19 protein-coding genes are annotated in these 25039 nt (G+C 39.1%); 11 read left to right on the forward strand and 8 right to left on the reverse strand.

Annotated elements, in window-relative coordinates:
• Positions 1–60 precede the first annotated feature (60 nt).
• From ADICYQ_RS25870 to ADICYQ_RS07800, 3 genes are read left to right on the forward strand one after another with little or no spacing between them, the layout of a single operon-like run.
• Positions 61–1506, forward strand: a complete 1446-nt coding sequence (locus tag ADICYQ_RS25870; RefSeq protein ID WP_051160149.1) for a patatin-like phospholipase family protein — start codon at positions 61–63, stop codon at positions 1504–1506.
• Positions 1496–3232: a metallophosphoesterase gene (locus tag ADICYQ_RS07795; RefSeq protein WP_020892112.1), complete on the forward strand. Its 1737-nt coding sequence runs from the start codon at positions 1496–1498 to the stop codon at positions 3230–3232. Before ADICYQ_RS25870 ends, ADICYQ_RS07795 begins: the two co-directional genes overlap by 11 nt.
• A complete protein-coding gene (locus tag ADICYQ_RS07800) occupies positions 3216–5555 on the forward strand; it encodes a GMC family oxidoreductase (RefSeq protein ID WP_020892113.1) in 2340 nt (779 codons plus the stop codon). The genes ADICYQ_RS07795 and ADICYQ_RS07800 overlap by 17 nt, the downstream gene beginning before the upstream one ends.
• A 433-nt stretch (positions 5556–5988) precedes the next feature.
• Here the strand turns inward: ADICYQ_RS07800 and ADICYQ_RS07805 are convergent, their stop codons facing one another.
• Genes ADICYQ_RS07805 through ADICYQ_RS25880 form a run of 4 tightly spaced genes read right to left on the reverse strand, consistent with a single transcriptional unit; the run spans position 5989 to position 11307 of the window.
• The gene (locus ADICYQ_RS07805; protein WP_146948093.1) at positions 5989–8115 is read right to left on the reverse strand and encodes a DUF4230 domain-containing protein; all 2127 of its coding nucleotides are present in this window, start codon (positions 8113–8115) and stop codon (positions 5989–5991) included.
• Complete coding sequence (locus ADICYQ_RS07810; protein WP_020892115.1) at positions 8112–8735, reverse strand: DUF4230 domain-containing protein; 624 nt, start codon at positions 8733–8735, stop codon at positions 8112–8114. The genes ADICYQ_RS07805 and ADICYQ_RS07810 overlap by 4 nt, the downstream gene beginning before the upstream one ends.
• Positions 8723–10459, reverse strand: coding sequence for an N-acetylmuramidase domain-containing protein (locus ADICYQ_RS25875; protein WP_051160150.1), 1737 nt, complete (start codon positions 10457–10459; stop codon positions 8723–8725). Before ADICYQ_RS25875 ends, ADICYQ_RS07810 begins: the two co-directional genes overlap by 13 nt.
• A 44-nt stretch (positions 10460–10503) precedes the next feature.
• Positions 10504–11307: a DUF5675 family protein gene (locus tag ADICYQ_RS25880; protein ID WP_020892117.1), complete on the reverse strand. Its 804-nt coding sequence runs from the start codon at positions 11305–11307 to the stop codon at positions 10504–10506.
• Between the two features lie 366 nt (positions 11308–11673).
• Here ADICYQ_RS25880 and ADICYQ_RS07825 point away from each other — a divergent pair, with 366 nt between their 5' ends.
• The 7 genes from ADICYQ_RS07825 to ADICYQ_RS07855 all read left to right on the forward strand — a co-directional run bounded on the left by ADICYQ_RS07825 (position 11674) and on the right by ADICYQ_RS07855 (position 20874).
• The gene (locus tag ADICYQ_RS07825; RefSeq protein WP_020892118.1) at positions 11674–12135 is read left to right on the forward strand and encodes a (2Fe-2S)-binding protein; all 462 of its coding nucleotides are present in this window, start codon (positions 11674–11676) and stop codon (positions 12133–12135) included.
• 2 nt (positions 12136–12137) lie between these two features.
• Positions 12138–14294, forward strand: coding sequence for a xanthine dehydrogenase family protein molybdopterin-binding subunit (locus tag ADICYQ_RS07830; protein WP_020892119.1), 2157 nt, complete (start codon positions 12138–12140; stop codon positions 14292–14294).
• A 351-nt stretch (positions 14295–14645) separates the two neighbouring features.
• Positions 14646–15791, forward strand: coding sequence for a YncE family protein (locus ADICYQ_RS07835; RefSeq protein ID WP_020892120.1), 1146 nt, complete (start codon positions 14646–14648; stop codon positions 15789–15791).
• Positions 15792–15830: 39 nt separating this feature from the next.
• Positions 15831–17717: an aldolase/citrate lyase/malate synthase family protein gene (locus ADICYQ_RS07840; RefSeq protein ID WP_020892121.1), complete on the forward strand. Its 1887-nt coding sequence runs from the start codon at positions 15831–15833 to the stop codon at positions 17715–17717.
• Between the two features lie 36 nt (positions 17718–17753).
• Complete coding sequence (locus tag ADICYQ_RS07845; protein ID WP_020892122.1) at positions 17754–19469, forward strand: L-lactate permease; 1716 nt, start codon at positions 17754–17756, stop codon at positions 19467–19469.
• 95 nt (positions 19470–19564) lie between these two features.
• Complete coding sequence (locus tag ADICYQ_RS07850) at positions 19565–20179, forward strand: SatD family protein (protein WP_020892123.1); 615 nt, start codon at positions 19565–19567, stop codon at positions 20177–20179.
• Complete coding sequence (locus ADICYQ_RS07855) at positions 20176–20874, forward strand: DUF3307 domain-containing protein (protein ID WP_040415112.1); 699 nt, start codon at positions 20176–20178, stop codon at positions 20872–20874. The genes ADICYQ_RS07850 and ADICYQ_RS07855 overlap by 4 nt, the downstream gene beginning before the upstream one ends.
• Positions 20875–20931: 57 nt before the next feature.
• Here the strand turns inward: ADICYQ_RS07855 and ADICYQ_RS07860 are convergent, their stop codons facing one another.
• The 3 genes from ADICYQ_RS07860 to ADICYQ_RS07870 are packed head-to-tail and all read right to left on the reverse strand — an operon-like array spanning position 20932 to position 23216.
• Positions 20932–21783, reverse strand: a complete 852-nt coding sequence (locus ADICYQ_RS07860) for a 5-oxoprolinase subunit C family protein (RefSeq protein ID WP_020892125.1) — start codon at positions 21781–21783, stop codon at positions 20932–20934.
• A complete protein-coding gene (locus tag ADICYQ_RS07865; protein WP_020892126.1) occupies positions 21776–22495 on the reverse strand; it encodes a 5-oxoprolinase subunit B family protein in 720 nt (239 codons plus the stop codon). The genes ADICYQ_RS07860 and ADICYQ_RS07865 overlap by 8 nt, the downstream gene beginning before the upstream one ends.
• A 10-nt stretch (positions 22496–22505) precedes the next feature.
• Entirely contained in the window at positions 22506–23216 is a 711-nt protein-coding gene (locus tag ADICYQ_RS07870) for a LamB/YcsF family protein (RefSeq protein ID WP_161625586.1), read from the reverse strand.
• Positions 23217–23368: 152 nt separating this feature from the next.
• On the opposite strand from ADICYQ_RS07870, the gene ADICYQ_RS07875 reads away from it, so the two are divergent.
• The gene (locus ADICYQ_RS07875) at positions 23369–23929 is read left to right on the forward strand and encodes a DUF4136 domain-containing protein (protein WP_020892128.1); all 561 of its coding nucleotides are present in this window, start codon (positions 23369–23371) and stop codon (positions 23927–23929) included.
• Positions 23930–24278: 349 nt separating this feature from the next.
• On the opposite strand, the gene ADICYQ_RS07880 is transcribed toward ADICYQ_RS07875, so the two are convergent.
• The gene (locus ADICYQ_RS07880) at positions 24279–24866 is read right to left on the reverse strand and encodes a Maf family nucleotide pyrophosphatase (RefSeq protein WP_020892130.1); all 588 of its coding nucleotides are present in this window, start codon (positions 24864–24866) and stop codon (positions 24279–24281) included.
• Positions 24867–25039: the final 173 nt, after the last annotated feature.

Raw genomic sequence — 25039 nt, forward strand, 5'->3', positions numbered from 1 at the left:
TACGCATTCTGTTAATTTAAAACAGAAATAAAAGGGTCAAAATTTAACGTAACAATCAGGATGTTAATTAATAACCAACAAAATGACAAACACCCAAAACGAACATTAATATTAGCCGGTGGGGGGATGCGTGTTGCTTATCAGGCTGGTGTTATGAAAGCGTTGGAGGAAGAAGCGCTCGTCTTTTCTCATGCAGATGGTGCTTCCGGGGGTATTTTCAACGCAGCCATGCTGGCTTCAGGTCATCCTGTAGATAAAATTATTAAAAAGTGGAAGTCATTAAACTTCAATCATTTTACCTCACTAATAAGCCTTAAAGAATACTTTACCCCTTGGAAACTCAGAGCCTTGGGCGATGCTGATGGGATTAGGGACAAGATCTTACCACATTTTGAGGTAAGTGTACCAAAGATCAAAGAATTGAAATTACCAGTTACTTTTTCAGTTTGTAATTTCACAAAGAAGACGGTAGATACGATTTTGACAGATCAGCTAGAAGAAAATCATTTGTTGGCTGGCGTTTCTTTACCCATCCTAATGCCGGCCCTAAAAATCAAGAATGATTGGTTTATTGATGCAGTTTGGATAAAGGATGCCAACTTGTTGGAAGCCGTCAAAAGAGGAGCAGAGGACATTTGGCTTATTTGGGGAATTGGCAATTATCCTGCCTATTTACCCGGTTCTCTTAATCAATATGTTCACTCTATAGAAATGAGCGCTAATGGTGCCTTGTTTGAAGAATTTGAACAAATTAAATGGATAAATAAACTTATAGAACTTGGGCATTCTCCCTTTGGCCAAACCAGGCCTATTCAAGTATTTATAATAAAACCAAAACTACCCTTACCACTTGATCCTGAATTGTTTCTAAAGAAAATAACAGCAAGATCCCTTATTAATATGGGTTATCAGGATACAAAAAAGTACCTCCAAGAGAAACCTGAAAATGGGGATTCTCTTGATTTCAGGGCTACGCAGACGACTAATTCTGGTGATTATATATGCCTGCCCATGAAATTCTCAGGAAAGCTTGTACTAAAGGACAAAAACCATCAAGTTGATTTCTATATTTTTCTGCGCAAAACCATAGTGAATGGAGTGGAAACCATGGAAGCTTTTTCCAGTCTCTATTTGAAAGCTATTGAACAGGAAATCATTGGTGGACTTACCAAGGTTACAGTGAACGGAAAAGCTTCCGGTGAAACATTGATAGAGATTGAAACCAATATGAGCTACAATGAAAAGGACTATTTGTTAAAGGCTGATTTGCGCTGCTCAAACCCTTGGTCCTGGTTAATGGGGCTTGCTTTTAAATCTGTAGAGGTAAAGGTTTATTCATTAATAGGAGAAGAGGAAATAGTTTTCATGGAAGGAAAGCTCCACCAATCCTTTTTCTCTAGAATTAAAGGGGTAGGCCTGAGTTTGGCCAAAAAGAAAAGCGGTTCAAATGGGGGCATAGGATTTAAATTTGGAATGATAAAAAAAATATTACAAAATGAAGTTTGAGAGAAAACCAATGGTCAATTGGTATGACCCTAAGCAGTTGGCGTTCACAAGTGTCAAAACAGTGTTGTCATCCGTTTTCGGTAATTTTGCAGATAGAAGAGAGCTACAAGCTGCACTCGATCAGGAAACCAAGCCGTTTGATTATTCCCAGAAAGAGGAATTATGGTTTGACTATATCTCTGACTTAGGTGATGGATTTAACCCCACTTTTACGCTTGCCAAGTTATTGGCCAGAGATACTTTAACGCTTCGGGGAAAAACCGTGAAAAGGGGTGATATTTTGATAATGGGTGGTGATGAAGTTTACCCTACTCCTGAAAATATTGAATATGACAATAGGCTAAGAGGGCCTTATGCAGCTGCTTTTCCTAAGAATAAAATAAATAGTGTCAGGCCAGATGTTTTTGCTATCCCTGGCAACCATGATTGGTATGATGGATTGACAAATTTTCTAAGACTATTTACACAAAAGCGTTCCCTTGGCAATTGGAAAACCCAACAGAAACGAAGTTATTTTGCACTCAAATTACCCTATGATTATTGGATAATAGCGATTGATATCCAATTGAATGCTGATATTGATTTTCCTCAAATTTGCTATTTTAAAGAAATGGCAAAAGAGCATTTTAACGCCAATAGTAAGGTGATTTTGTGTACCTCAGAACCTTCCTGGGTTTACAAATCATTTGACCTGGAAAATGGCTCCTTTGATCGGCTTCAGTTTTTTATTGACAAGGTTCTCTTAGGTCAAGGAGATAAAGATTACGAGGAGAAAAATAAGAATATAAATATTGAGGTCATTTTAACAGGAGATTTACACCATTATGCGAGGTATGAAACGGTAAAGGATGAAGCCAAGCCCTGTCAATTGATAACAGCAGGAGGCGGTGGTGCCTTCATGCATCCAACCCATACCTTGAAAGAAGAAATAAATGGCATCCATAACAGGAAGGCCAAACTGGAAAAGACCTTCCCGCCAAAATCCAGTTCGGTCAAGCTAAGCTTATTGAACCTGGCGTTTCCATTTTTTAGCCGAACAATGCTGTTGTTTTTCGGTATTTACAATGTTTTTACTTCCTATATACTTCAAACGAGGATGACAGATGACACCACCTTGATGGAAAACCTGTCCAGTTACAATCTGTTTAACAATGAGCTTCCAGAGATAGTTAATGCCATAAGTAACACTTTACTACATTTTCCCACGGCACTATTTCTCAACCTTTTGTTATTTGTGGGTATTGTAATGTTTACAGATACCAGTTCGGGTAAAAAGAACCTAAATTATATTGCTGGAGTCATTCATGGCCTTTTACATTTGGTCAATTTTTATTTTCTCCTATGGCTCTTTTCCTACCTTAACCTTAATGTTTGGAATATGGGGGTTGATGAAGGATTAACCATATTGCTATTTAGTGCTGAAATGATTCTTTTTGGTGGGCTATTCAGCTGTTTCTTTTTCGGTCTTTATTTGACCATAAGTGTTGTGCTACTAAAAAACCACATTACAGAAGCATCCTCCTCCTACCGTTGGGAGGGGTACAAGAACTTTTTAAGAATTTCAATTGATAAGGAGGGGCTAACCATTTACCCTATTGGGGTGAAGAAAGTAGTTAGCAATTGGAAGCAAGTTGGGGCTGAGGACAAACCACATTTTGAGGGTGGCCCCATAAATTATGAATTGATAGAGGACCCTATATTTATAAAAAATGAAAAAATTAGCTAAACCCCTGGCCAGCATTCAGCCTGAATACGATTATGTAATCATCGGATCAGGATATGGAGGAAGTATTTCAGCATCAAGGATGGCTCGATCAGGACAATCCGTTTGTCTATTTGAGAAGGGCAAGGAATTTTTGCCCGGTGAATTTCCAGATTCCCTTTTGAATGCTTCGAAAGAAATGAATTTTATAAAGGGTAAATCCACCAGTCTTGAAAAGAATGGACTGTATGAATTCACCATGGGTAATGGCATTAATGTGTTTAAGGGATGTGGTCTCGGCGGAACATCTTTGGTAAATGCCAACGTCTCCATCAAGCCAGAGGATAGGGTGATGCAGGATACAATGTGGCCTGAAGCAATAAGGAAGGACCTGGCATCATTTGAAGAGGGAGTAAGCAGAGCAAGAGAAATGCTGAAACCTAATCCCTATCCGGAGAATAAGAATGGCTATCCAATACTTAAGAAGACAGAAGCCATGCGTAAATCCGCTGATTTTATGTCTTCTCCATTTCGTCTATTGGATATTAACGTAAACTTTGAAACCAAAACCAACCATGTTGGTGTAAAGCAAGCGAAGTGTACGAATTGTGGGGACTGTGTTACGGGTTGTAATGTAGGAGCAAAAAATACCACGGCAATGAATTATTTGCCAGACGCTTACAATCACGGAGCCGATATTTTCACCTCTATAAATGTCAGGTACGTAAAAAAGGTACAAGGGCATTGGCAGGTATATTATCATCCGATTGGCATTGGTAGGGACAATTTTGATGCACCGCTTTTGTTTATCAAAGCCAGGAATGTAATACTTAGTGCTGGCTCTTTGGGATCAACGGAAATATTATTTAGGTCAGCGAAAATGGGGCTGAAAGTTTCCAATAGGGTGGGAATGAGGTTTACAGGTAATGGGGATGTTCTTGGCTTTGGCTATAACAATGACGAAAGAATCAACGGAATAGGCTTAGGTAACAAAGGCACAGACCAGATTGCCAACGTGGGGCCATGTATTACCAGTGTGATAGACCTTAGGGAGCGAGATAACCTGGAGGATGGCATGACCCTTGAAGAGGGGACAATTCCTGGGCCGATTAGGAGCATAATGCCCAATGCATTGATTGCTTTTTCGAGGTTAGCAGGAAAAGATACTGACAGAGGCTTTAAAGACTATTTTAGAGAGAAGTTCAGGGAAATTAGAAGTCTATTCCTGGGTGCCTTCCATGGCGCCTTAGCCCATACACAAATTTACCTTGTCATGACCCATGATGATGGTAATGGTACCATGAAAATGGATGATGAAGGCAAGTTGACCCTTAACTGGGAGGGAGTAGGTAAGCAGGAGATTTTTAATAAGGTAAATGGGGAAATGTTCAGTGCTACCCAGGCGCTTGGCGGCACAAAAATACCTAATCCAACCTGGAACAATTTGATGAATTATGACCTGGTAACCGTTCACCCTTTGGGTGGATGCGGCATGGGAGAAAGTGCAGAAACAGGAGTCGTGAATCACAAAGGACAAGTCTTTGCTGGTGAGAATGGCACTGATTTGCATGAGGGTTTGTACGTGCTGGATGGCGCAATTATTCCCAGGCCAGTAGGAACCAACCCTCTTTTAACTATTAGTGCCTTGGCAGAAAGAAGTTGCAAGCTAATAGCAGAAGAGAAGGGGTATGCGTTGAATTATGACTTCGCTGTTCCTTCTAATTTAGATGGGGAACAAACATCCGGTACAGGAGTACAGTTTACCGAAACCATGAAAGGCTTTATAGGCTTAGGAGAAACAGAAGATTTTGAAAAAGGCTTTGCTAAAGGAAAGATAGATAACAACACTTTTGAATTTACCTTAACCATACAAACAGAAGACATTGATGCCTTCGTCGCAGATGAGAATCATGCTGGAAGGATGATTGGAAATATGATTGCTCCAGCGATTAGTAAAGAGCCTCTTTCGGCTTACAATGGGGTTTTTAATTTGTTTATCCAGGACGAAGGAGATAAAGAAAGAAAACGCATGAATTATAATGCGGAGCTAATTAGTCCTTCAGGCGAAAATTACTTTTTCGAAGGGTTTAAGGACATTTACAATAACAATGTTGTGGATGCATGGAAGGACACCACCACGCTTTTTATCACCTTATACGAAGGCAATTTGCCTGGGGGTAAAATTGTGGGCAAAGGCAAATTGGTAATTAAAGTTTCGGACTTACTCAAGCAATTAAGAACAGTTAAATCCCTACATCCTAAAAACAACGAAGAAGGAAGGAAAGCGATAGGGGAATTTGGAAAGTTTTTTGCTGGGAATGTATTTGAAACTTACTTTAAACCTTAAATCCGAAATAGGTTATAGACCTTCTATAAAAAGATAGAATCATTTCCAGATTGAAATTGGAAAAACCAATTGTCTAAGTCCATCTACCTCTTTTAGAAGTATATGGCAATCATAGGGAAATGAAGAACGTTTGTTTGCTATATATTCACCAGCCCCAAGGGGGAGAATATCAATATCAAGGGTGTTAGCCCTTGTTAATTGATAAAAACATCGAGATTTTGGCGGTATTTTTGCTTTTCTGCTGCAACAATGCTGACAAAATCTCTACGCTTTACTTTGCCTTAGATTCTTGGTAAAACCGAAAATCGTTAACAGATATCATAGATTCTATTTTGCAGTGAAAATACAAAGGCTGCTCTATATAAGACTCCTCAAAAAGGGATAATAATCATTATCGGATAATTTCAATTAGAGGGTATCTAAGCGTTTGCTATTATTTGAATTTGTCTAGAATGCCAGCTTTACTTTCCATTTTGCTGGTAAACCATCGATTAGCCTTCGTTAGGAAGTCTCGATTATGATAGGAATCGTGATCAGTGTACAATTTAATTAAATGGGCTTCAAGGCCTTCCAGTTGTTTTTGGGACAATCCACTTGGTGGATTTGAATTGGGGCTTTCGAGTTCTAAACTAAGGTTATCTGAAGATTTAAAAACAATATGATTGCCAATCACCATGTTGGTATATGGTTTATCTTGCCCACCCATACTTAATAATAGGGGATAGGTCAATTGATCCAAGGGTATATTGATTTGGATAAGCTGATCTACTGCATTTTTATCCACCAACCAAAACATTGAAGAGTTTGCTTTTAAGGTGTTGACTGTGTCCGGCTTGGGAATTCTTAGAATGACTTCTTTGTTGGTAATCCAGTTTTCCCATTCTAAAGGTTGATACTTTTCTAACCCAATCATTTGTGTAAGCTTCTCTTTTGTATCTTTATCCTGTTCAAAATGATAATAAGCTACTTTTTCTTCTGGTAAAAAAGTAACCTCTTTGAATATGGAATTGGAATCCACAGCGGTTAAAGCTGTCCATTTTTGTAGGGATAAGGTGTCAGGAATGTATTTACCTATAGGTATTGAATCTTTTATAATTTGGTAAAGACCTTCATTGAACTGAGACTTTAGAAGCAAAGAATCACTTCCTATCCAAAGTTTTTCATATTGCTCCTTTTGCGGTGTTTTAGGTTTATTTTCCCCTTCAATTGCTAACCATTCTTCCTGATCAATTAATCCATCCTTAGCAATGCGATACCATAATGTAGCAAAATAATTATAAGGTGAAACTTGGGATTCAAACTCATAAGTTTGTAACTGTTTGAGCATTTGCACCATGGTATTCCACTTTGTATCCGCAAGTTTTCTGTTGTTATAGCGGTCCGCTGTTGCTTCTCTTAGGGAATCGATTTTCTCTAATTCGGATTTTAAGTGATTTTCGAATAAAGTGGCCTCCTCATAACTTATGAATCGATCTTCTTGAATTTCTTTGGTCAAATCAATGAGTTCATCATGATGGAAAAAGACTTTTTTAACCTCCACATCAGTAAGTAAATTGATAAGTCGACCGATAGTCTGACCACCATTCAATTCAGCTTGTTCAATAATCCCAGCTTTCCGAGCATTTGTCTTAAGTTTTTGGACGGCATAGATTTTGACCTTTTTACTGTCCTTAAAATCCACCTTTCCATTGTAACTCAATAAATCAAATCCAGGAATTCCTTTCTCAGGAATAAACCAAGGGTTGATATCTGCATTAAGTATTTTAGGGGCAAGGCCAAAAATATGTAATTCACCCACTTCTTCATTCAGGTAATACATATGGCTTTGCAATTCTTCGAAATCAAAACCAGCTTTTACAGTGCCTCTACCAATCATGGCCAGCCTTTTTTTAGCTTCACTACGGGGTCGATCTGATAATTTACTTGCAAAGTAATCCGTAGTAAAGGTTGCTGGATCCCATGTGTTGTCTCCTTCAGACCCGTACCATTCTTTTAATGTTTTCCGAAGCCTATTTTCCCTAAGTGGATCTGTAATTTCATCTGATTTACCATTTTGTTTCAGGTAAATAAAAGTCATAATCTCTTCAAAGAAGATCAATCTGCTGGTTTGTTCCCAATCACCTAGATAGTTGAGTTTTTCCAGGACATTGTTGTTTCCAACCTTGTCTACTAATATTTTATTTCGATCTCGTCTTTTGAGCTGTTTCTCTGGGTCGCCAATTTCTAGTCGCTGCTCTACAGTAAGTAAGTGGAAATTTCTAAGGTTTATTATTTCTTCGGCTATTATATCATAGGTTGCTTCTGCCAGTTGCGCTATTTCGGGTTCTTTTTGAAAGTCAATTTGGACTTCATCAATAGAGGTCAAAACTTCACCATAATATTCGGCGGTTATCATTTGTCCTATTTCTCTAATTTCTGAAACCATATTGGCAGTAGGCTTTAAAATTGCCTTTCCCCCAAATACATTCATCGGGTTCCACATGTAAATCAAAACCACTGCGGCGACTACCAACAGTATCTGTAGTATCAGGCGAGCACTACCAAGGATTTGACGTATCATGGGTTTGTAGTATTGTCAGGTATCTGTATTTGTCTTACTTTCAAAGAATCACTTTTAAAGTGGATGAAAATCTCCTCAAAGTCAAAGCTCTTCAATAAGGTAAACATCAATTTTCTAGCATGATTTTGACTGGTTTCTACCAAACCCATATAGGGGAGTTGGGAGCGAATGTCCATCTCAGCTAATCTGAAGAAGGTCTCCTGATCCTCCAGGTTGATTGAATTTAAAAAGCGTTTAGGGTTTGAAACCAATGAGTCTTCCACGAAATCCTCCGGCGGATAGGAGAAATTAATTACCTCGATTGTAGGTAAATGGAGGGTTATCTTATTTCCGTCGATTATTATATCTTCTTCTCGTATTCGTTCCAGGTTAATACCAGTTTTAATTTTAGCCCTTGAATAGGCTAAAAAAGATGCTTCATTAATAGGTACAAAGAATATGTTTTTTTCTTTTCTTCCGAAAACCACTTTGTCGACAACAAATTCGGTCACAACCAGATCACTGGCTTGTTGGATTTTCCCAATGACCAATCCTCTTTGTTCTTCTTTACAACTTGAGGATGCAAAGACAATGAAGACAAAGGTTACCATATAAAGCAAATGCTTTTTTAAGCTGTCCATGTTTGCTCCTTTTTGAATTGCTCATAAAAGTGTTTCATTTTAGTATGGTATTCATTGACTTTATAGCCACTTCCATTGTATCCATAGGCGAAGGACTCCCAATCATAATTCCCTTCATTTTCCTCTGAAATGTAGTTTATCAGGGTTTTCCCTCTGACCTTCTTGATTTTTATAAAGGCCAGAAAATCCAGAAAATGAAAATATTCTGATTCATGTTGCCGTGCTTCAAACTCTTCTACACTTTGATAATTGCGTGATTTTATATTATGTTCTAGGTTTTCTCCGAGGATTTGAAACAATCCCCAGGAAGTGGCATAGATTGCTGCTTTTGGGTCTATTTTTCTAGCTTTTTCCAAGCGGTCATACTCTTTTATCCCTACGCGATAATGTGTTCTCGTCCACTTTTCATAAATAATGTCTTCGTTGCCAACACTTAAAGCTTTCGGGTCTTTGTTGAATTTTTTTAGCCAGTACCAGAATTTATGCCCCTCAAATAGAATTTTAGCCCTTCCATCACTAAGGTGACCACGCCCAGCAGACTCTACCTTTACAATCGCTTTGATGACAGGTAAGCTTATCTTGATATTGTCCTTCTCTTCCAATTCATCCAATGCTATTCTGATATCCATATCACTAAGCAATTTGCTATTGGTATTGTCTTTTATCTGAACATATTCCTCCCTATGCAGACTTATTTCTGGTTGGGTTTCAAAAGAGGTTGAAAGAATAGACCTTTGTTGTGTAGCTGCTGGGGTTTCTTCTTTTAGCAAGCCATTTTCAATGGAAAAATTCCTGTCCTCTTCCTCAAAATAGGCATTGTCAATTTCCATATTGTCCATTGGTATGGACGAATAATTTGCTTGACCCGAAGGGTTAGAAGTGCCACTTTCACTTTGATTGCTGGGTCCATTTTGATTGTTCATTTGTTTTGGAGTCCACCTGTCTCTCAAGTACTTCAAAGACTTGTCACCAAAATAGAAAGCAATCATCATTAAAAAAGCTGTTTCAAAAAACTCAAACTGCTGACTCAATAGAGCAGCATCCACACCGGAATACTGAGTACCAAAACTGACAATCAAAAGTGACATGCCTCCCATCAAAAGGGTAAAAGCAATCATACCTCTTACTGTCCCGGGAGGAAGGCCAAAAGTTTGACTTTTATAAGGGTTGTATTCCGGCATTTCCAAATCGGAAGGTTTAACCGGTATACCTTTGCTGTGCATGTCCCTGAAATCATATATACGCTGCCAGTCCTGATCTGTAAGTCCGTAGTTAATATTGTAATGATAAACCGACCACATGAAATAAATAAAGAACAAGGCGATCCATATAACTGTTGTGGCAAGGCCCACAGCCTGGAAAAGATTGTCGTGTTCTACATATACAAACAGCGCTCCTAATACAGCGAAAATGACCAGGATAATGGATAGGATTACAGTTCCCCGGAAGAAAAAGGTATGGTAAGGATTAAAGTTAGGGTTTCGGTCTTTTACTTTAGGACTTATATGCCTTGCTATTAGCCCATAAATGAAACTCAAAGCAACAATAACAACGAATCCATTGGCAAAAGTATAGTTGGTTGTTTCCATGCCTGGCACTATGAATATAAGTGTGGCAAGCATTATGATTACTATCGCCGCAATATGGATAAAAATATAATTGCGTTCCGATATTAAGGATGACTTTTTGTCCTGATTTTCAGGGGTTGAAGTGGCATTTTCCATGTAGTGTTTCGGTCTGTGGTCTTTCTAATATGATTTAACTATTATTAGGCTTTTTCTAATTGGGGAGTCTTGGAAATCTTTTCAAACCATTCCTCATTTAGGATATTAATAGCCATCGGTTCATTTTGATCGATTTTTGGAAATATATACCTATAAAACCTTTCAAATGCTTTTTGTGATTGAAGGATCATTTTTTCAGGTTGGCTTGCATTTACGCCATCAGCGATTAAAATACAGCCCTTGGTGTCTTTGTGACTGTTGCCGATATGAATGTAAACCAGGTCATAATTAGGTATTCCTTTTATCTCTATATGGTTGGAAAACCAGTCAAACCTATTTCTATACCTTTGAGTCAAGGGACTTAAATTGGGATTGATGCCCAGTTTGTAATGTCCTTCTGGAATCCTTGTACCTCCAGGGACTTTTTCATCCTTGTGTGTGTCCTCAAGGGTATAGGCGAAAAAAACCTTGTTAATGAACATTAGTCCCAAAGTAGTATTTCCATCATCTATATATCTAAGTATAGTAATCAATGAATCGGGAAGTGAATTTACTTCCTGACTTTCTAATAAGGTTTCTACTTTTTTGATATCAGGCTTAAAGGCCTCTTTAAATTTCTCAATACTTGGATTCAGAATTTGATCTGTATTTTTTTCTTCCTTGGTAGTTTGACTAGTAGTAAACAAGTCTTTTATTTTTTCATACCCTTTTCCAAATAGTATAGCTAAGTAACCTATAAAGCCTATCATCCATAGCCAAATTTTTTCCAATACTTCAGGATTGGAATAGAGGAACAGAGCAGCCAATATTACTACAGCCAAAACCAGTAAACCTGGTATTCTATTCATTTTGCTTGTGTTTTAATAATGGAGGATAAAATATTGTGTTGATTCTTTGTACCTCAAAATTTAATTAATTATTTTTCAATATCAAAAGAATAAACATCATATTTTGATGATAGTAATAGGGTATACAAAAGAATTCACTAGAATTATTTTGGTATTGTATCGTTTGTCTATATACATTAATTTTGAATAGGATAAGATTGTGGTTTATCGCATTAGGATAAAGTTTATTCCTATTAATTAATTCGAGTATATTAGTCAATTGGAATAAAAGTGTAGCATACTTTTCATTCGATATGGTAGAGAAACGAGAAGAAATCAGTGGTATCGGTTTATTTTCTATAAAAGATTTAAAAAGGAAATTATAAAATGGCTAACTACAAACTTAAAGTCAACAATAAGAATTTTGAAGTGGATGTGGATTCGGATACCCCGCTTTTATGGGTACTCCGTGACAACCTGGGCTTAATTGGAACAAAGTATTCCTGTGGCATTTCTCAGTGTGGCGCATGCACCGTACACTTAAATGATGAAGCTGTAAGATCCTGCGGTCTGCCGGTATCGTCCATTGGTGATGCTAAAATCACTACCATTGAAGGACTTTCAGACAATGGTGACCATCCTGTGCAAGAAGCCTGGAAAGAAGTAGACGTAGCGCAATGCGGCTATTGTCAGGCCGGTCAGATAATGACAGCAGCAGCGATGTTGAAGAAAAATCCTTCTCCTTCAGAGGAGGAAGTAATTGATGGAATGAATGCCAATTTGTGTCGTTGTGGTACCTACCACCGGATCAAAGAAGCAGTTTTGTTGGCCTCAGCTAAAATCAAATAACCATGAACAAAGGACTAAAATCGAATAGAAGGGATTTCTTGAAAATTGCAGCAACTACTGGAGGTGGTTTATTGATAGGCTTCAATTGGTCAGCTTGTGATTCACCTAAAATGAAAGTCATTAGTGATCAGGAGATTTATGATAGAGCGGTTAATTTTAATAGCTTTTTATCCATTTCCCCATCCAATCACGTGGTGATTTTTTCACCCAATCCTGAATTGGGGCAAAACATCAAAACCTCATTTCCAATGATTGTAGCTGAGGAATTGGATGTTGATTGGGCCAATGTAAGGGTTCAACAAGCCTTTTTAGATACTGAAAAATACGATAGGCAGGTTACCGGAGGCTCTGGAGCAATGCCGCATTCCTGGCAGCGATTGAGACAAGCAGGAGCAACAGCTAGACAAATGCTGATGGAAGCAGCGGCCAAGCGACTAAATGTTCCCATTACCGAATTAAAAACGGATAAAGGCAATGTAATTCATGGTTCGAAAAAACTGAATTATGGAGAACTTGCCAATGAAGCTGCTGCTTTGACTGTTCCTGAAGAGGTCAAGTTAAAAGAGGTCAAAGATTTTAAAATCATTGGTACTGCAGTAAAAAATGTAGAGAATGATGCCATGTTTACAGGGCAGCCTCTTTATGGACTGGATGTTTACCGCGACGGTATGCTTCACGCCATGATCCAAAGGGCTCCTTTTGGAATGAAGTTGAAAAGTGTAGATGCCGATGAAGCCAAAAAGGTAAATGGGGTCAAAGATGTGGTTACTTTCAAAGATAACGTAGCTGTGGTAGGAACAGGCACCTGGCCTTTGATGAAAGCAAGAAAATTACTAAAAATAGCTTACGAGCCTATAGACAAAGCCTTAGAATCTACAGCATTTCACAATAGTAAATTTGATGAAATGCTTAATTCAGGTGCTGCGGAAGTTAAAAGAAAAGATGGAGACGTAAATGCAGCATTCAAAAACGCAGCAAGAATAATCAAAAGTGAATACCAATGTCCTTTTTTATCCCATAGCCCAATGGAACCCATGAATTTCTTTGCTAATGTGAAGGAGGACAGTGTAGAGTTGATTGGTCCTACGCAAACACCAGACAGGGCAAGAAATGCTGCTGCTGAGATTTGTGGGATTGCACCTGAAAAGGTAAGTGTGGAGTTGACCAGACTTGGCGGTGGTTTTGGAAGGCGGCTAAGAGCAGATTTCGTTGAAGAAGCGGTAGAATTGTCAAAAATGCTTAAAGCACCTGTCAAGTTAACCTGGACCAGGGAAGATGACATTACAGGCGGAGCTTATAGGCCTGCTGTTAAGTATAGGTTTGAAGCCGCTTTAAATAGTAAGGATGAATTAGTTGGCTATAAACTGACAGGTGTTGGTATGAATTCTGGTAATTCTACCCGGGAGAATAATTTCCCTGCCGGGGCCATAGAAAACCTGGAAATAAAGTCAATGGCATTTGATTCTCCAATTACCACAAATGCCTGGCGTGCGCCAATTACTAATTTTCTGGCTTTTGCGGAGCAATCCTTTCTGGATGAAGTTGCCGAAGCGATGGGTAAGGATCCGGTAGCCTTCAGGTTGGAACTTCTAGACAAGGCCAAAGCCAATCCCGTTGGAGAAATCCACTACGATATTGACCGAATGAGGGGAGTGATTAACACAGCGGTTGAAAAATCAGGTTGGGGCAAAAAACAAGGCGTTTCTCAGGGGTTTAGTGTTTACTTCTCCCATAGATCTTACGTTGCTCAAGTAGCTGAGGCAAGAATAGTAGATGGCAAAGCAATTTTGGATAAGATATATGCCATCACAGATTGTGGAATCGTAATCAATCCTACTGGAGCTGATCAGCAAGTAAGAGGAGGGATGTTAGACGGCATGGGACATGCCATGTTTGCCAATTTAACCTTTACCGATGGAATAGCAGATCAGAAGAATTTTGACACCTATCGATTGATTAGGATGAAGGAAATACCTGAGATCGAAACCCATTTCATAGACAATGGAATTGATCCTACAGGATTGGGAGAACCGGCTTTACCGCCTACGGGAGGAGCGGTTGCCAATGCCATCTACAAAGCTTCAGGTCAGCGATTGAGAAATCAACCTTTCTCTAATGAGGAAGGGATGAAAAATCTGAATTTGGGAAATCCGGCTTAACCTTTACATTAAGGTTTTAAAAAAGCAATGTTGTAAACATATAGCCTTTATTTATTAACCACGGGTTATTTACCCGTGGTTTTTTTATGCTATTTCGTATAAATTTCGGCTTTCGTAAATCCTTTATAGATTTTTTATTATTCTGGTTAAAGCAAAACAATTTCTTAGAATTTGAATTTTATTATACATCCTTTGCACAATTTTTTTATCTTGGATACTGATAATTGGAATTCACATAAGGATAGCTTGTAAGGGGCCTGTTAAGTAGAATACTGAAGTAGATTCCATTTGCCAATTACGAGTTAAAGCCTTATTTGTTTCTATTAAATTAACCCAAAAACCAAAAGGCACATGACATGGTATAAATCCTATTGTTTTATTTTTCTTGCCTTTTATTTTAGTATCCCCGTTTTCAACCATTCCTATTTATTTGCCAAGGAAGGTCATTCAGTTATAGAGGAGCCGCCGATACACAGGTATTTGTATGTAGCAGTTCCGGGTATCCGAAATTACTTAGGTTATGGGGGGCATGGTTTATTGGTTTTTGATATAGACAAGGGCCATGAATTTGTGAAAAGAATTCCTTTACAAGGTTTCAAGCAGGATGGTACGCCATCAAATATAAAAGGAATAGCAGTGAGCATTCCACTGAATAGTGCTTATATCAGCACCCTTGAAGGGCTGCAACGATTGGATTTAACCTCAGAGAAAATTATTTGGGAGAAGGCTTTTGATGGAGGGGCAGACAGGATGTCCATTTCTCCTGATGGGATGACCATGTATTTGCCTTCCCTTGAAAAGGATTTTTGGAATGTAGTCAATTGTGAAAGCGGAGAAATCATTACCAAAATAAAGGTTTACGACCGGGCGCACAATACCATTTATGGCCCTTCTGGAGATTTTGCCTATATGGCTGATATAAGTTCACCTTATCTATACGTTGCACAAACAAAAGGGCATACCATAGTAAATAAAATCGGCCCTTTCTCTCATGGTATTAGGCCCTTTACCATAAATAGTCAGGAAAGCCTGGTATATGTCAATGTTAATGAACTGCTGGGTTTTGAAGTTGGAGATTTAAAAACCGGAAAAGTGCTCGCCAGCATACAAGTTGAAGGTTGGGACAAAGGTCCGGTGAGAAGACATGGAAACCCCAGCCACGGGATAGGACTCACTCCTGATGAAAAAGAAATCTGGATCAGTGACGGCCATAACATGCGCATGCATCTATTTCAAGCAACCGCGCCTTATCAACAACTCACAACAATTCCATTGCAGGACATGCCTGGATGGATTACCTTTAGCCTGGATGGGAACTATGCATACCCTTCAAGTGGAGAGGTGATTGACGTCAAATCCAGAAAAATAATACATTTACTTCAGGATGAACACAATAATTATGTTGCAAGTGAAAAGATGATCGAATTGCACTTTCAAGATGGTAAAATAATAGCCAAGGGAGATCAATTCGGCTTAGGTAGAAAAATGAAACATTAACGGGTTCTTATAATTTATAAACAATATTAAATTTAAGCAATGAATAATTCCGCAATCATTATCAGGGATAATTTGACAGAAGTTTATGAGGATGTTTATTCCTCAGGAGTGCTAGAGGCCTTAGCGTACATGGCTCCATTTAATGAAGAAGTTAAGAAGTTGATGAATATAAGACTTCGTAGAAGAAAAGAACGAAGTCAAAATGAAAGTAGAATAACATTTTTAAATCCTGAAACCAATATCCCTGGAACGAATATTAAAGTAAGTGATGCCAGGGAGGGTAATTTTGAGGGGGCTGAAATCCCCTCAGATCTTCAAAGACAGTGGATTCAGGGTACAGGTCCTGGAGCAAAACCAAATGCAAGCCTGGAAAGTAGCATTCGAAATGTCGCTTATGCTTTGCTCTCTGGTGCAGATGGTTGGATGTTTGATGGTGAAGATGCCTTGGGACAAGTTTCTACCATGTCACTAGACAATCAGCGCAATCTCAAACTGGCAATACATAAATCCCCTGTGTTTTTATCTGTTGCCGAAGAGGTGGCTACGCAGATGAACAATTGGAGCCGAATATTTTTTGGTCAGGATAAAATTCAGGACTGGAGGACACAGTTAAATTTCACAACCAAGATTTTCAGAGCCAGGGGGCTTCATTTGGATGACAGGCATATTCGCCTCAGTGATGGTGCTTCCTTTTCTGCTTCCATTGCTGACCTGGTACTTTATGTGGTGAATAATGCAAGTGCATTGATTTCTGCGGGTTCATCCATTGTGCTTTACCTGCCCAAAATTCAGACTGCGGAGGAAGCTGCTTTATGGAACAGAATGATCAGTGCTTTGGAAAGCCATTTGGAGCTGGAAGAGGGGACTGTAAAAGTATATGTATTGGTGGAGCAACTAGAAGCCACTTATCAGCTAATGGAAATCAGGGCTGCCTTAGGGAGACATTTTGTTGGTTACAATACAGGGCGCTGGGATTATATCAATAGTGTGTCTGATGCCATGGCCTGGGATCAATCTTTCATTAATCCCAATATTGAATCAATAGGCATGACCTATGGTTACATGAGGAATTATGAAGACAGGGTAAGAAGGGCTGTGAATACCCCTGATATGAATGGTAACTTTGCACTGTGGCAAGGAGGTATGGAGCCAAATATTCCGGTTGGATCTACAGAGGGTGTTAATTCAAGTATGGAGAAAGCCCTTGCAGGAGCAGAGAGAGAGCTCAGTGAAGGAGCTAGTGGGAAATGGGTGGCCCATTGGAAAATGGTTCATATCGTGCGACCGGTTTGGGAAAAGAAGAATGAGGCCAACCAGATGGGAAGAACTTTTGAGAGGCTAAGCTATACCCAGGAAGATGCCGATGGTCTGATTTATCTGGAACCTGCTCCCAGAACCATCCGAGGCGCAAGAAATCTTTTAAGCGTAGGCCTGCAATATGGCAATGCCTTTGGGCAAGGCATGCAGGCGGCGGCCTTAAAGCCCGCTGATTTTTTTGGGGATGAGAATGTACTCTATCTAATGGAGGACATGGCAACGGGCGAAATTCGCCTTAGCATTCTTTGGGAGTGGCTGCACAAACATGCCGAGATTACTTCAGCAGATGTAGACGCTGGAGTAGAAGAAGGGGCTATTTTCACTCAGGAGTTGTTTGATAAATTGCTTGAAGAAGAATACGACAAGCTACTGAATGCCAATAATAAAGATGTGTATGAAGCCTCAAAGGTTACCACACTTCCCATAGCAAAATCCATTGTCAAGAAATATGTAGGAGAGGAAAAGAAGATTCCCTGGTTTATAGATTTGTTAAATATCAATCTCAATAATGTGGATTTAAAAATGGCTGATAAAAGGATCGATCTTTACATTAAACTTTTGAATGAAAAAGGGGAGCGGGTAACTGAAAATCTCGATTTTACCATATGATTCGCTTAGTTTAATTTTTCACAATAGCTTCTAAAAATGTCACAAAATCTTTTGTTTTTTCTTGCTGCTTTTCCAATTCTGGTGGCATCTATTATGTTGGTTGGGTTTCGTATAGCTGCAAAAATCACGATGCCGGTGACCTTTCTGCTCACGGCAATTTTGGCATTTGCTTTTTGGGACATGTCTTTTGTTACCATTTTAGCCTCCTCTATTCAAAGTTTGTTTATCACTTTTGATATTCTTTACATTGTTTTTGGCGCCATTCTTTTGCTTAATTTCCTGAAATTTTCAGGGGCAGTAGACCGTATTCGGGATGGTTTCTCTGGAATCAGTAGGGATAGGAGGATTCAGGTAATTATTATTGTCTGGCTTTTTGGGTCTTTCCTTGAGGGGGCCGCTGGATTTGGTACACCTGCTGCTATTGTAGCCCCATTATTGGTGGCACTTGGTTTTCCTGCCTTAGCAGCTGTTGTTTTGGGTATGATGGTCCAAAGTACAGCGGTTACCTTTGGTGCTGTTGGAACACCTATATTGGTGGGGATCAAAGGTGGTTTGGAGAATCCTGAATTGACGGCCAGATTGGATCAGATGGGGATGAATATGTCCGATCTTTTGAATATAGTGACCGGGAATGCTGCAATTATCCATGCCATTGTGGGAAGTTTTATGCCTTTTTTAATGGTATTGATGCTTTGTCGGTTTTTCGGTAAAAACAGGTCATGGAAAGAAGGATTTCAAGTTTTTCCTTTTGCCCTTTTTGCGGGACTTTCCTTTACTGTTCCTTATTTGATTACAGGACTGCTATTAGGTCCGGAGTTTCCATCACTAATAGGTGCTTTGGTAGGCCTTTCACTTGTTGTTTTCGCTGCTAAAAGAGGCTTCCTGGTGCCAAAATCTGTTTGGGAAATGGAGGAGGCCAGCAAATGGCCTGAAGATTGGTTAGGTGCTGCAAATTTGAAAAGCACTAAAGAAGTGTCTGATGTCTCTTCCTCTAAACCCAAAATATCATTGAAATTGGCCTGGCTGCCCTACTTTCTGTTGGCGGTTTTGCTGGTGCTAAGTAGATTGCCACAGTTGCCTATTAAAGGCTGGTTTACTAGTTTTTCTTTTGGTCTTAGTCAGATTTTTGACACCAGTATTTCAGCTTCCAGTACTCCTTTGTATTTGCCTGGAACGCTTTTGCTTATCGTATGTGGGCTTACTTATTTTCTACATGGGATGAATAAAAAGGAAGTCGTGGCGGCTTTTACTGAGAGTAGCCAGATGATCTTTAAAGCTGGCGCTGTTCTTTTATTTGCTGTAGCAATGGTAAGGGTCTATATAAATTCCGGGGAAAATGCTTCTGGTTTGTTGTCCATGCCTATTTTGATGGCAGAGTGGACCGCGGCTAAAGTGGGGATGGTTTATCCTTTCTTTGCGCCGATTATAGGAGCCTTAGGTGCCTTTATTGCCGGTAGCAATACCATTAGTAATTTGATGTTTAGCTTGTTTCAATTTGGTGTGGCAGATAACCTTGGAATGTCGCCTACCTGGATTTTAGCCTTGCAGGCAGTAGGTGCTGCTGCTGGTAATATGATAGCCATACACAATGTAGTAGCCGCTTCTGCCACAGTAGGTCTATTAGGGAAAGAAGGGAGCGTGCTTCGAAAGACTATTCTTCCTACACTTTACTATCTGCTATTGACTGGTTTGATAGGTTTTGTTCTTATCGGTGTTGTGGGTGTTGTAGACCAATTCATGCTTAATAATTGACCTTTTTATCTATTAATTGATCGATAAATTAGATTATCCATCAATAAATTGATAAATTGAATTATCATTTAAAATATAGATAAATTGAATTATTGATGATAGGGATAATAACAGGCGATTTGATCAATTCAAGGAAGGTTCCGGCAAGTCAATGGATGCAGGAGTTGAAGCAGGAATTGAAAGAATGGGGAAACGAAGGTAAAGATTGGGAAATATACAGAGGGGACAGCTTTCAATTGAGGATAAATAACCCAGGAGAGTTACTCTATGCAGCAATATTGCTCAAGGCGACTATCAAATCTATTGATCCTTTAGACATTAGAATGGGCTTGGGTATTGGTGAGGAAAATTTCACTGCTGACCGTTTACTGGAAAACAATGGCAGTGCTTATGTCTACTCAGGAGAGGTGTTTGAAGACCTAGAAAAGAGGCATCAGAGGATGATGCTCAAGAGTGATTTTAACGAGTTGGACCAGGAAATAAACCTGATGCTTCAGTTAGCATTAACAATAATGGACAACTGGTCAGTAAACTCTTCAAAAATGGTTTGTCTAGCATTCAAGTTCCCTACAAAAAATCAAACGGAATTGGGGGATATGGAGGGTATAAGTCAGAATTCCGTAAGTGCCAGACTTTCCAGAGCCAATTTTGAGGTGATTAAAACATTGGTGGATTACTTCCCAAATCGAGTAGCAAAATTCTTGTCATGATAGTATTAATAAAACTAATTTTAGCCCATTTATTGGGAGATTTTGTACTGCAACCGAACCGTTGGGTGCATGCGAAAGAGGCAAAAAAACTAAAGGCATACCAGCTGTATGTACATCTATTGGTACATGGAGCATTAACCATGTTATTCATTGCAGAACTTTCCTTTTGGCCCTATGCTGTTGGCATCATGCTCGTTCACGGGATAATCGATGTGACCAAGCTTTATGCACAAAAGGCGCAAACCAAAAGGTATTGGTTTTTTATAGACCAATTGGGCCATATCATTACTTTGATTGTGGTTGCAGGAATCCTTGATCCGACGCTTATAGACTTGATTTACCCTGTTTCGGAGAAACATTGGTTGGTGATCACCTTGATGGTGTTTTTATCCTTGCCGGCATCTATAATTATCAAGACCGTAATTTCTAAATGGACACCTGCTGCCGACGATGAAATTGGCTCATTGGAAAAAGCAGGTCAATACATAGGTATACTTGAGCGCTGGTTTGTATTGGTGTTTATTATTGCAGGAAAATGGGAAGCCATTGGCTTTCTGGTAGCAGCCAAATCCGTATTTAGGTTTGGTGATTTGAAGGAATCGAAAGACAGGAAATTAACCGAGTACATTTTAATTGGAACCCTTGTCAGCTTTGGGTTGGCCATATTATGCGGATGGATCTACGAACAATATTAACCATAACCTTTACAAAACGAATTGGCTTGGATGAAGAGATAGAATTGCTAAGACGCACTATTCAATAAGTTTAAACTTGAAGTTAGAAAGAGGTCTAAGCTGTGCAAGCCTTGAAATACCCCTTGCAGACAATTGCAAAATCCGATGATATCCTCCTGTAACCTGGGCATCTTTCATTAAGATGATGATTTTTCCTGCATGGGTTAATTGAACTGTTCCAGGGTAAACCGGGCTTGAAATAAGCTCAGGAAGTTCATGCTTAAGTTTTTCAATCAGATGGATCCCCATTCTATTTTGGATGGTAGACAGCGTAAATGAGGTATTTGTCAATGTAAATTGTTGCTTCTTGTTCAGGGAGGAAAAAGAGGGCCCTCGATAGGCAGGAACAAAAATCATTTGAGGCAAATTCTTGGTTTTAATTTTAGCAAAGTCCGAAGGTATAGGAGTTGGAGAACTGGAATAAATTAAAATATCACTGTCAGAAAATTTTGCCAATGGAGTGATTTTGGGATAAAAACTTTGACTGCCCAATACTTTTTCACTTGTAAAAGTACCATTAATAGCCATGTAGAGCCATTGCCCCTGACTGAAGGGAAAGATGTTTAGTCTTGAATAAGCAGATACATTGATGATTTCATTGGTGGCATATACTTTGGAATCAACTTCTATTTTTGCATTGGCACCGGTGCAAACTATTTGGCAACTTTCGGTGAAATAAAGGTTGATATTCCCCATATATATTTCCAAACAAGCAGCGCCAGGATCTTTTCGGACCAGTAAATTGGCAAGATGGAAAGCTTCTTCATCCATTGGGCCAGACAAAGGAATTCCTTTGTCCACAAGGTTCAATCTGCCCTTGTCTTGGATGGTGGTAAATAATCCCGCTTTGACAAAAACTAGTTTACCCACCGTATGATTTTTTTTCCCAATCATGAATACTACCTTCTTGGATCTCCGTATAGCGCTGTGGAGAAATGGCTGCAAACTGAACCTTGTCTCCAGGGTTAAAAGGTAGGTTTATTTTGCCATTTTCAAAGATTGCTATTGGTGTTTTGCCCACTACATACCAACCTCCAGGACTGTCCACAGGATAAATCCCTGTTTGAGACCCACCAATGGCAACACTACCTTGAGAAATTTTTCTGTCGGGAATCTTTTTTCTTGCGATATGCAATGGTTCTGGCAACCCTCCCAAATACATGAAGCCAGGTAAAAAACCATAGAAGTACAAGAGCAAGCTTTGAGATGTATGGAGAGCAACCAAGGTCTCCAAATCCATGTTTTTCTCTTCCAGGTATTTGCTTTGTGAGGGGACTAGCTCCGGATCATAGCAAACCGGGACCGTCCAAATCCACCTTTGAGGTAAATGCTGACTTTGCAATGGTTGTTGAATCGCCGATTCCACCCAAACAATGAATTCGGCAGTAGGGGCTCCCTCTTTAAGCTGAATACTCAAAACCTGGTAACTGTGATAGATGGAGGCAATGTATAAATGCCATTTGTTTTCAATTCTATTTTTAAGGACAATTATTTCTATTAAAATATCCTCTGAAATGATTTCTGGCCAGTTTAGCTCAATGATTTTAGGTCCTTGGGAGAAGATATGTACAGGATATTTCATCTTTCGTTGATTACCTAAGTTGAATTAAAGGAGCAAGTAATTGAGCGATTTCAAGGGCTTTTGGATGGTCTCCATGAATGCAGAGTGTATCTACTTTGATGGCATACTCTTTATTGTCGATAGCCAATATGCTACCTGAATTAACCATTGACAAGACTTGTGTTTTTATAGTTTCCAAATTGGTTAATAATGCGTTGGGCTGCTTTCGGCTAACCAATTCGGATCCTGTCGAATATGCTCGGTCTACAAAGCCTTCGTATTTTATGGGAATATTGTGTCGGAGAGCTTCCTCAGCCATGCAGGATCCAAATGGAGCATAGAGCAAGACATCATTATAGTGAGTAGCTATAAGTTGAGCCAGTTGATTGGCCAATTTTTGAGAAGTAAGGCTGGACAGGTACAAAGCACCATGAAATTTTATATGATGCATTGACATGTTTTCAGTGGCGGCCAATTCTTTGATCAATGTAATTTGCTGAACCAAACTTTCCTGTAGCAATGGAAAGGAAATATCCAGCGGTTTTCTTCCAAAGTTTAGGCGATCAGGATAGGAGGGGTGTGCACCTATTTTGACCTGATGTTTCTTAGCAAGTTGTATTGTTTCTATGACAGTTTGGGCATTACCTGTATGTCCACCAGATGCAATATTGCAACTTCCCAGGTAAGGCATGATGGCATTGTCGTTGGGCATTCCTTCTCCCAAATCACAGTTTAGATCCACATTTAAAGTCATAGCTACAAGAATACAATGTATTTGTAAGAAAATACACTATTTCGAATCAGAATCCTTTGGGTCCTATTACAATTTATACTTTGCCGCAACATTTTCCGTTTTCTTTTCGTCTTGAAGATAGAGATTTTAAGGTAAAAATTATGAAATATATAATCAGCTTATTGCTAATATCCCTTGGTGTTTTCTTTTCTGCCTGTAGCCCTGTACGGGTCTTTTTGGAAAAAAATGAAGTAGCAAGTATTGATGCCTACCAAACATTTTATGTCATCAATCAATACTACGACAAGGATGCATTTGAGTCTCCTGTTTTGGAAGAAAACCTGAAGCATAGGTTATCTGAAGGAATGAGAGAAATGGGATTTGAGCAGAATGAAACCAATCCGGACCTTATAGTAAGGTACAACACCAACCTAACTGATCGACAGAAAGAGGTTAATAATATGCCAATGATGAGCCCCTATTCCAGATTTGGCATGTACAGTCCTTATATGATGCCATACGGAACTGGGAGGAGCTCCTACAGTGTTGAAAAATACGATATGGGGGAACTGGTCATTGATTTTATTGATACCAAGCAAGACAAGGTGGTGATGAGAATTAGTGCTGTTGGAGAGATTACGAAGCCAAAACAAAAAACGAAAAACCTATTCACCTCCGTGGAGAAAATTCTGAAGGCCTTTGCGAAAAATGTTGTATCATAATTCCATCTAACTTTTCAAAGGCTAAGATACACCATAATAGAGTAGGAGCATTGTCTCTACTTAATCAGTCCTAGCATCTCAATCACTGGTGTAGGCCGTATTACGCGAATGCACATTAATTGATTTGGCGGTATTGTTGCTTTTTCCCGTAACCATACCGCCAAAACCTCTCAATTTAGCTTCATCACATTATTTTTTAACTGTCTTCGAATCAGGGTTCAAAGCCATTGAATATTAAATAGCATTAGCCTTACTTTCAATATTATAGCGCTCTATCTTTTAACCGTACCAGTCAGAGAGCTTAAAAATAATTGTCGTTTCAGGACGTTCTAAAACAGCTGTTTGCCAATTACAAAACTAGGTTATAGTTGGCTTTTAAGGTCTGATAAACCATGTTTACCGGCAAGCCCATTACATTATAATAAGACCCTTTAATGTATTCAATGCCTACCAATCCTATCCACTCTTGTATACCATAAGCCCCGGCTTTGTCGAAGGGTTGGAATTGGCTGATATAATAGGAGATTTCTGCGTCAGATAACTTTGAAAAACGAACCTCGGTTTGATCCTTAAATATACGTTTTTGATTAATATCAGCTATACAGACACCTGTAATTACAAGATGGGTTTTCCCGTTGATCAAATCCAGCATTTCTATCGCTTCCTTTTCATCTTGGGGTTTGTTGAGGATGCTATTGCCAGCGATTACTATGGTGTCAGCCGTTATCAACACCTGGTCCTCTTTCAGATGGGGAAGGAAAGTATTTGCTTTTTTTTCTGCAAGAAAGGAGGCCACTTCTACTGGATCTAAATTTTCCGGGTAAGTCTCATCTGTTTGCATTGTTTTCACCTCAAATTCCAAACCCAAGTCCTTTAGTAACTGTTGTCTTCTTGGTGAATTGGAAGAAAGGATGATACTTTTATCGCTGATTAACATAAATGAATTCGATTTATTACTTTTTTTAAACCTAATGCCTTGGATAAATTGCTTTAGGTAGTGTTTTTCTGATTTTGATTGGACCTAGAATCTAATAAAATGTCCAATCCTTTTTTGTTCAAAACCAAATATTAGGAATGTCATTTTTCTTTTTCTTGTCTCAGTACTATTCA

The organism is Cyclobacterium qasimii M12-11B, assembly GCF_000427295.1.
In the GTDB taxonomy this organism is placed as follows: Bacteria; Bacteroidota; Bacteroidia; order Cytophagales; family Cyclobacteriaceae; genus Cyclobacterium; species Cyclobacterium qasimii.

Excerpts from the sequence above, each read along its gene's own strand:
- ADICYQ_RS07850 (WP_020892123.1), top strand. The coding sequence starts at position 19,565 with ATGATAGGGATAATAACAGGCGATTTGATCAATTCAAGGAAGGTTCCG.
- ADICYQ_RS07845 (WP_020892122.1), top strand. The coding sequence starts at position 17,754 with ATGTCACAAAATCTTTTGTTTTTTCTTGCTGCTTTTCCAATTCTGGTG.
- ADICYQ_RS07795 (WP_020892112.1), top strand. The coding sequence starts at position 1,496 with ATGAAGTTTGAGAGAAAACCAATGGTCAATTGGTATGACCCTAAGCAG.
- ADICYQ_RS25875 (WP_051160150.1), bottom strand. The coding sequence starts at position 10,459 with ATGGAAAATGCCACTTCAACCCCTGAAAATCAGGACAAAAAGTCATCC.
- ADICYQ_RS25870 (WP_051160149.1), top strand. The coding sequence starts at position 61 with ATGTTAATTAATAACCAACAAAATGACAAACACCCAAAACGAACATTA.
- ADICYQ_RS25880 (WP_020892117.1), bottom strand. The coding sequence starts at position 11,307 with ATGAATAGAATACCAGGTTTACTGGTTTTGGCTGTAGTAATATTGGCT.
- ADICYQ_RS07805 (WP_146948093.1), bottom strand. The coding sequence starts at position 8,115 with ATGATACGTCAAATCCTTGGTAGTGCTCGCCTGATACTACAGATACTG.
- ADICYQ_RS07865 (WP_020892126.1), bottom strand. The coding sequence starts at position 22,495 with ATGAAATATCCTGTACATATCTTCTCCCAAGGACCTAAAATCATTGAG.
- ADICYQ_RS07875 (WP_020892128.1), top strand. The coding sequence starts at position 23,369 with ATGAAATATATAATCAGCTTATTGCTAATATCCCTTGGTGTTTTCTTT.
- ADICYQ_RS07810 (WP_020892115.1), bottom strand. The coding sequence starts at position 8,735 with ATGGACAGCTTAAAAAAGCATTTGCTTTATATGGTAACCTTTGTCTTC.
- ADICYQ_RS07835 (WP_020892120.1), top strand. The coding sequence starts at position 14,646 with ATGACATGGTATAAATCCTATTGTTTTATTTTTCTTGCCTTTTATTTT.
- ADICYQ_RS07855 (WP_040415112.1), top strand. The coding sequence starts at position 20,176 with ATGATAGTATTAATAAAACTAATTTTAGCCCATTTATTGGGAGATTTT.
- ADICYQ_RS07825 (WP_020892118.1), top strand. The coding sequence starts at position 11,674 with ATGGCTAACTACAAACTTAAAGTCAACAATAAGAATTTTGAAGTGGAT.
- ADICYQ_RS07840 (WP_020892121.1), top strand. The coding sequence starts at position 15,831 with ATGAATAATTCCGCAATCATTATCAGGGATAATTTGACAGAAGTTTAT.
- ADICYQ_RS07830 (WP_020892119.1), top strand. The coding sequence starts at position 12,138 with ATGAACAAAGGACTAAAATCGAATAGAAGGGATTTCTTGAAAATTGCA.
- ADICYQ_RS07880 (WP_020892130.1), bottom strand. The coding sequence starts at position 24,866 with ATGTTAATCAGCGATAAAAGTATCATCCTTTCTTCCAATTCACCAAGA.
- ADICYQ_RS07800 (WP_020892113.1), top strand. The coding sequence starts at position 3,216 with ATGAAAAAATTAGCTAAACCCCTGGCCAGCATTCAGCCTGAATACGAT.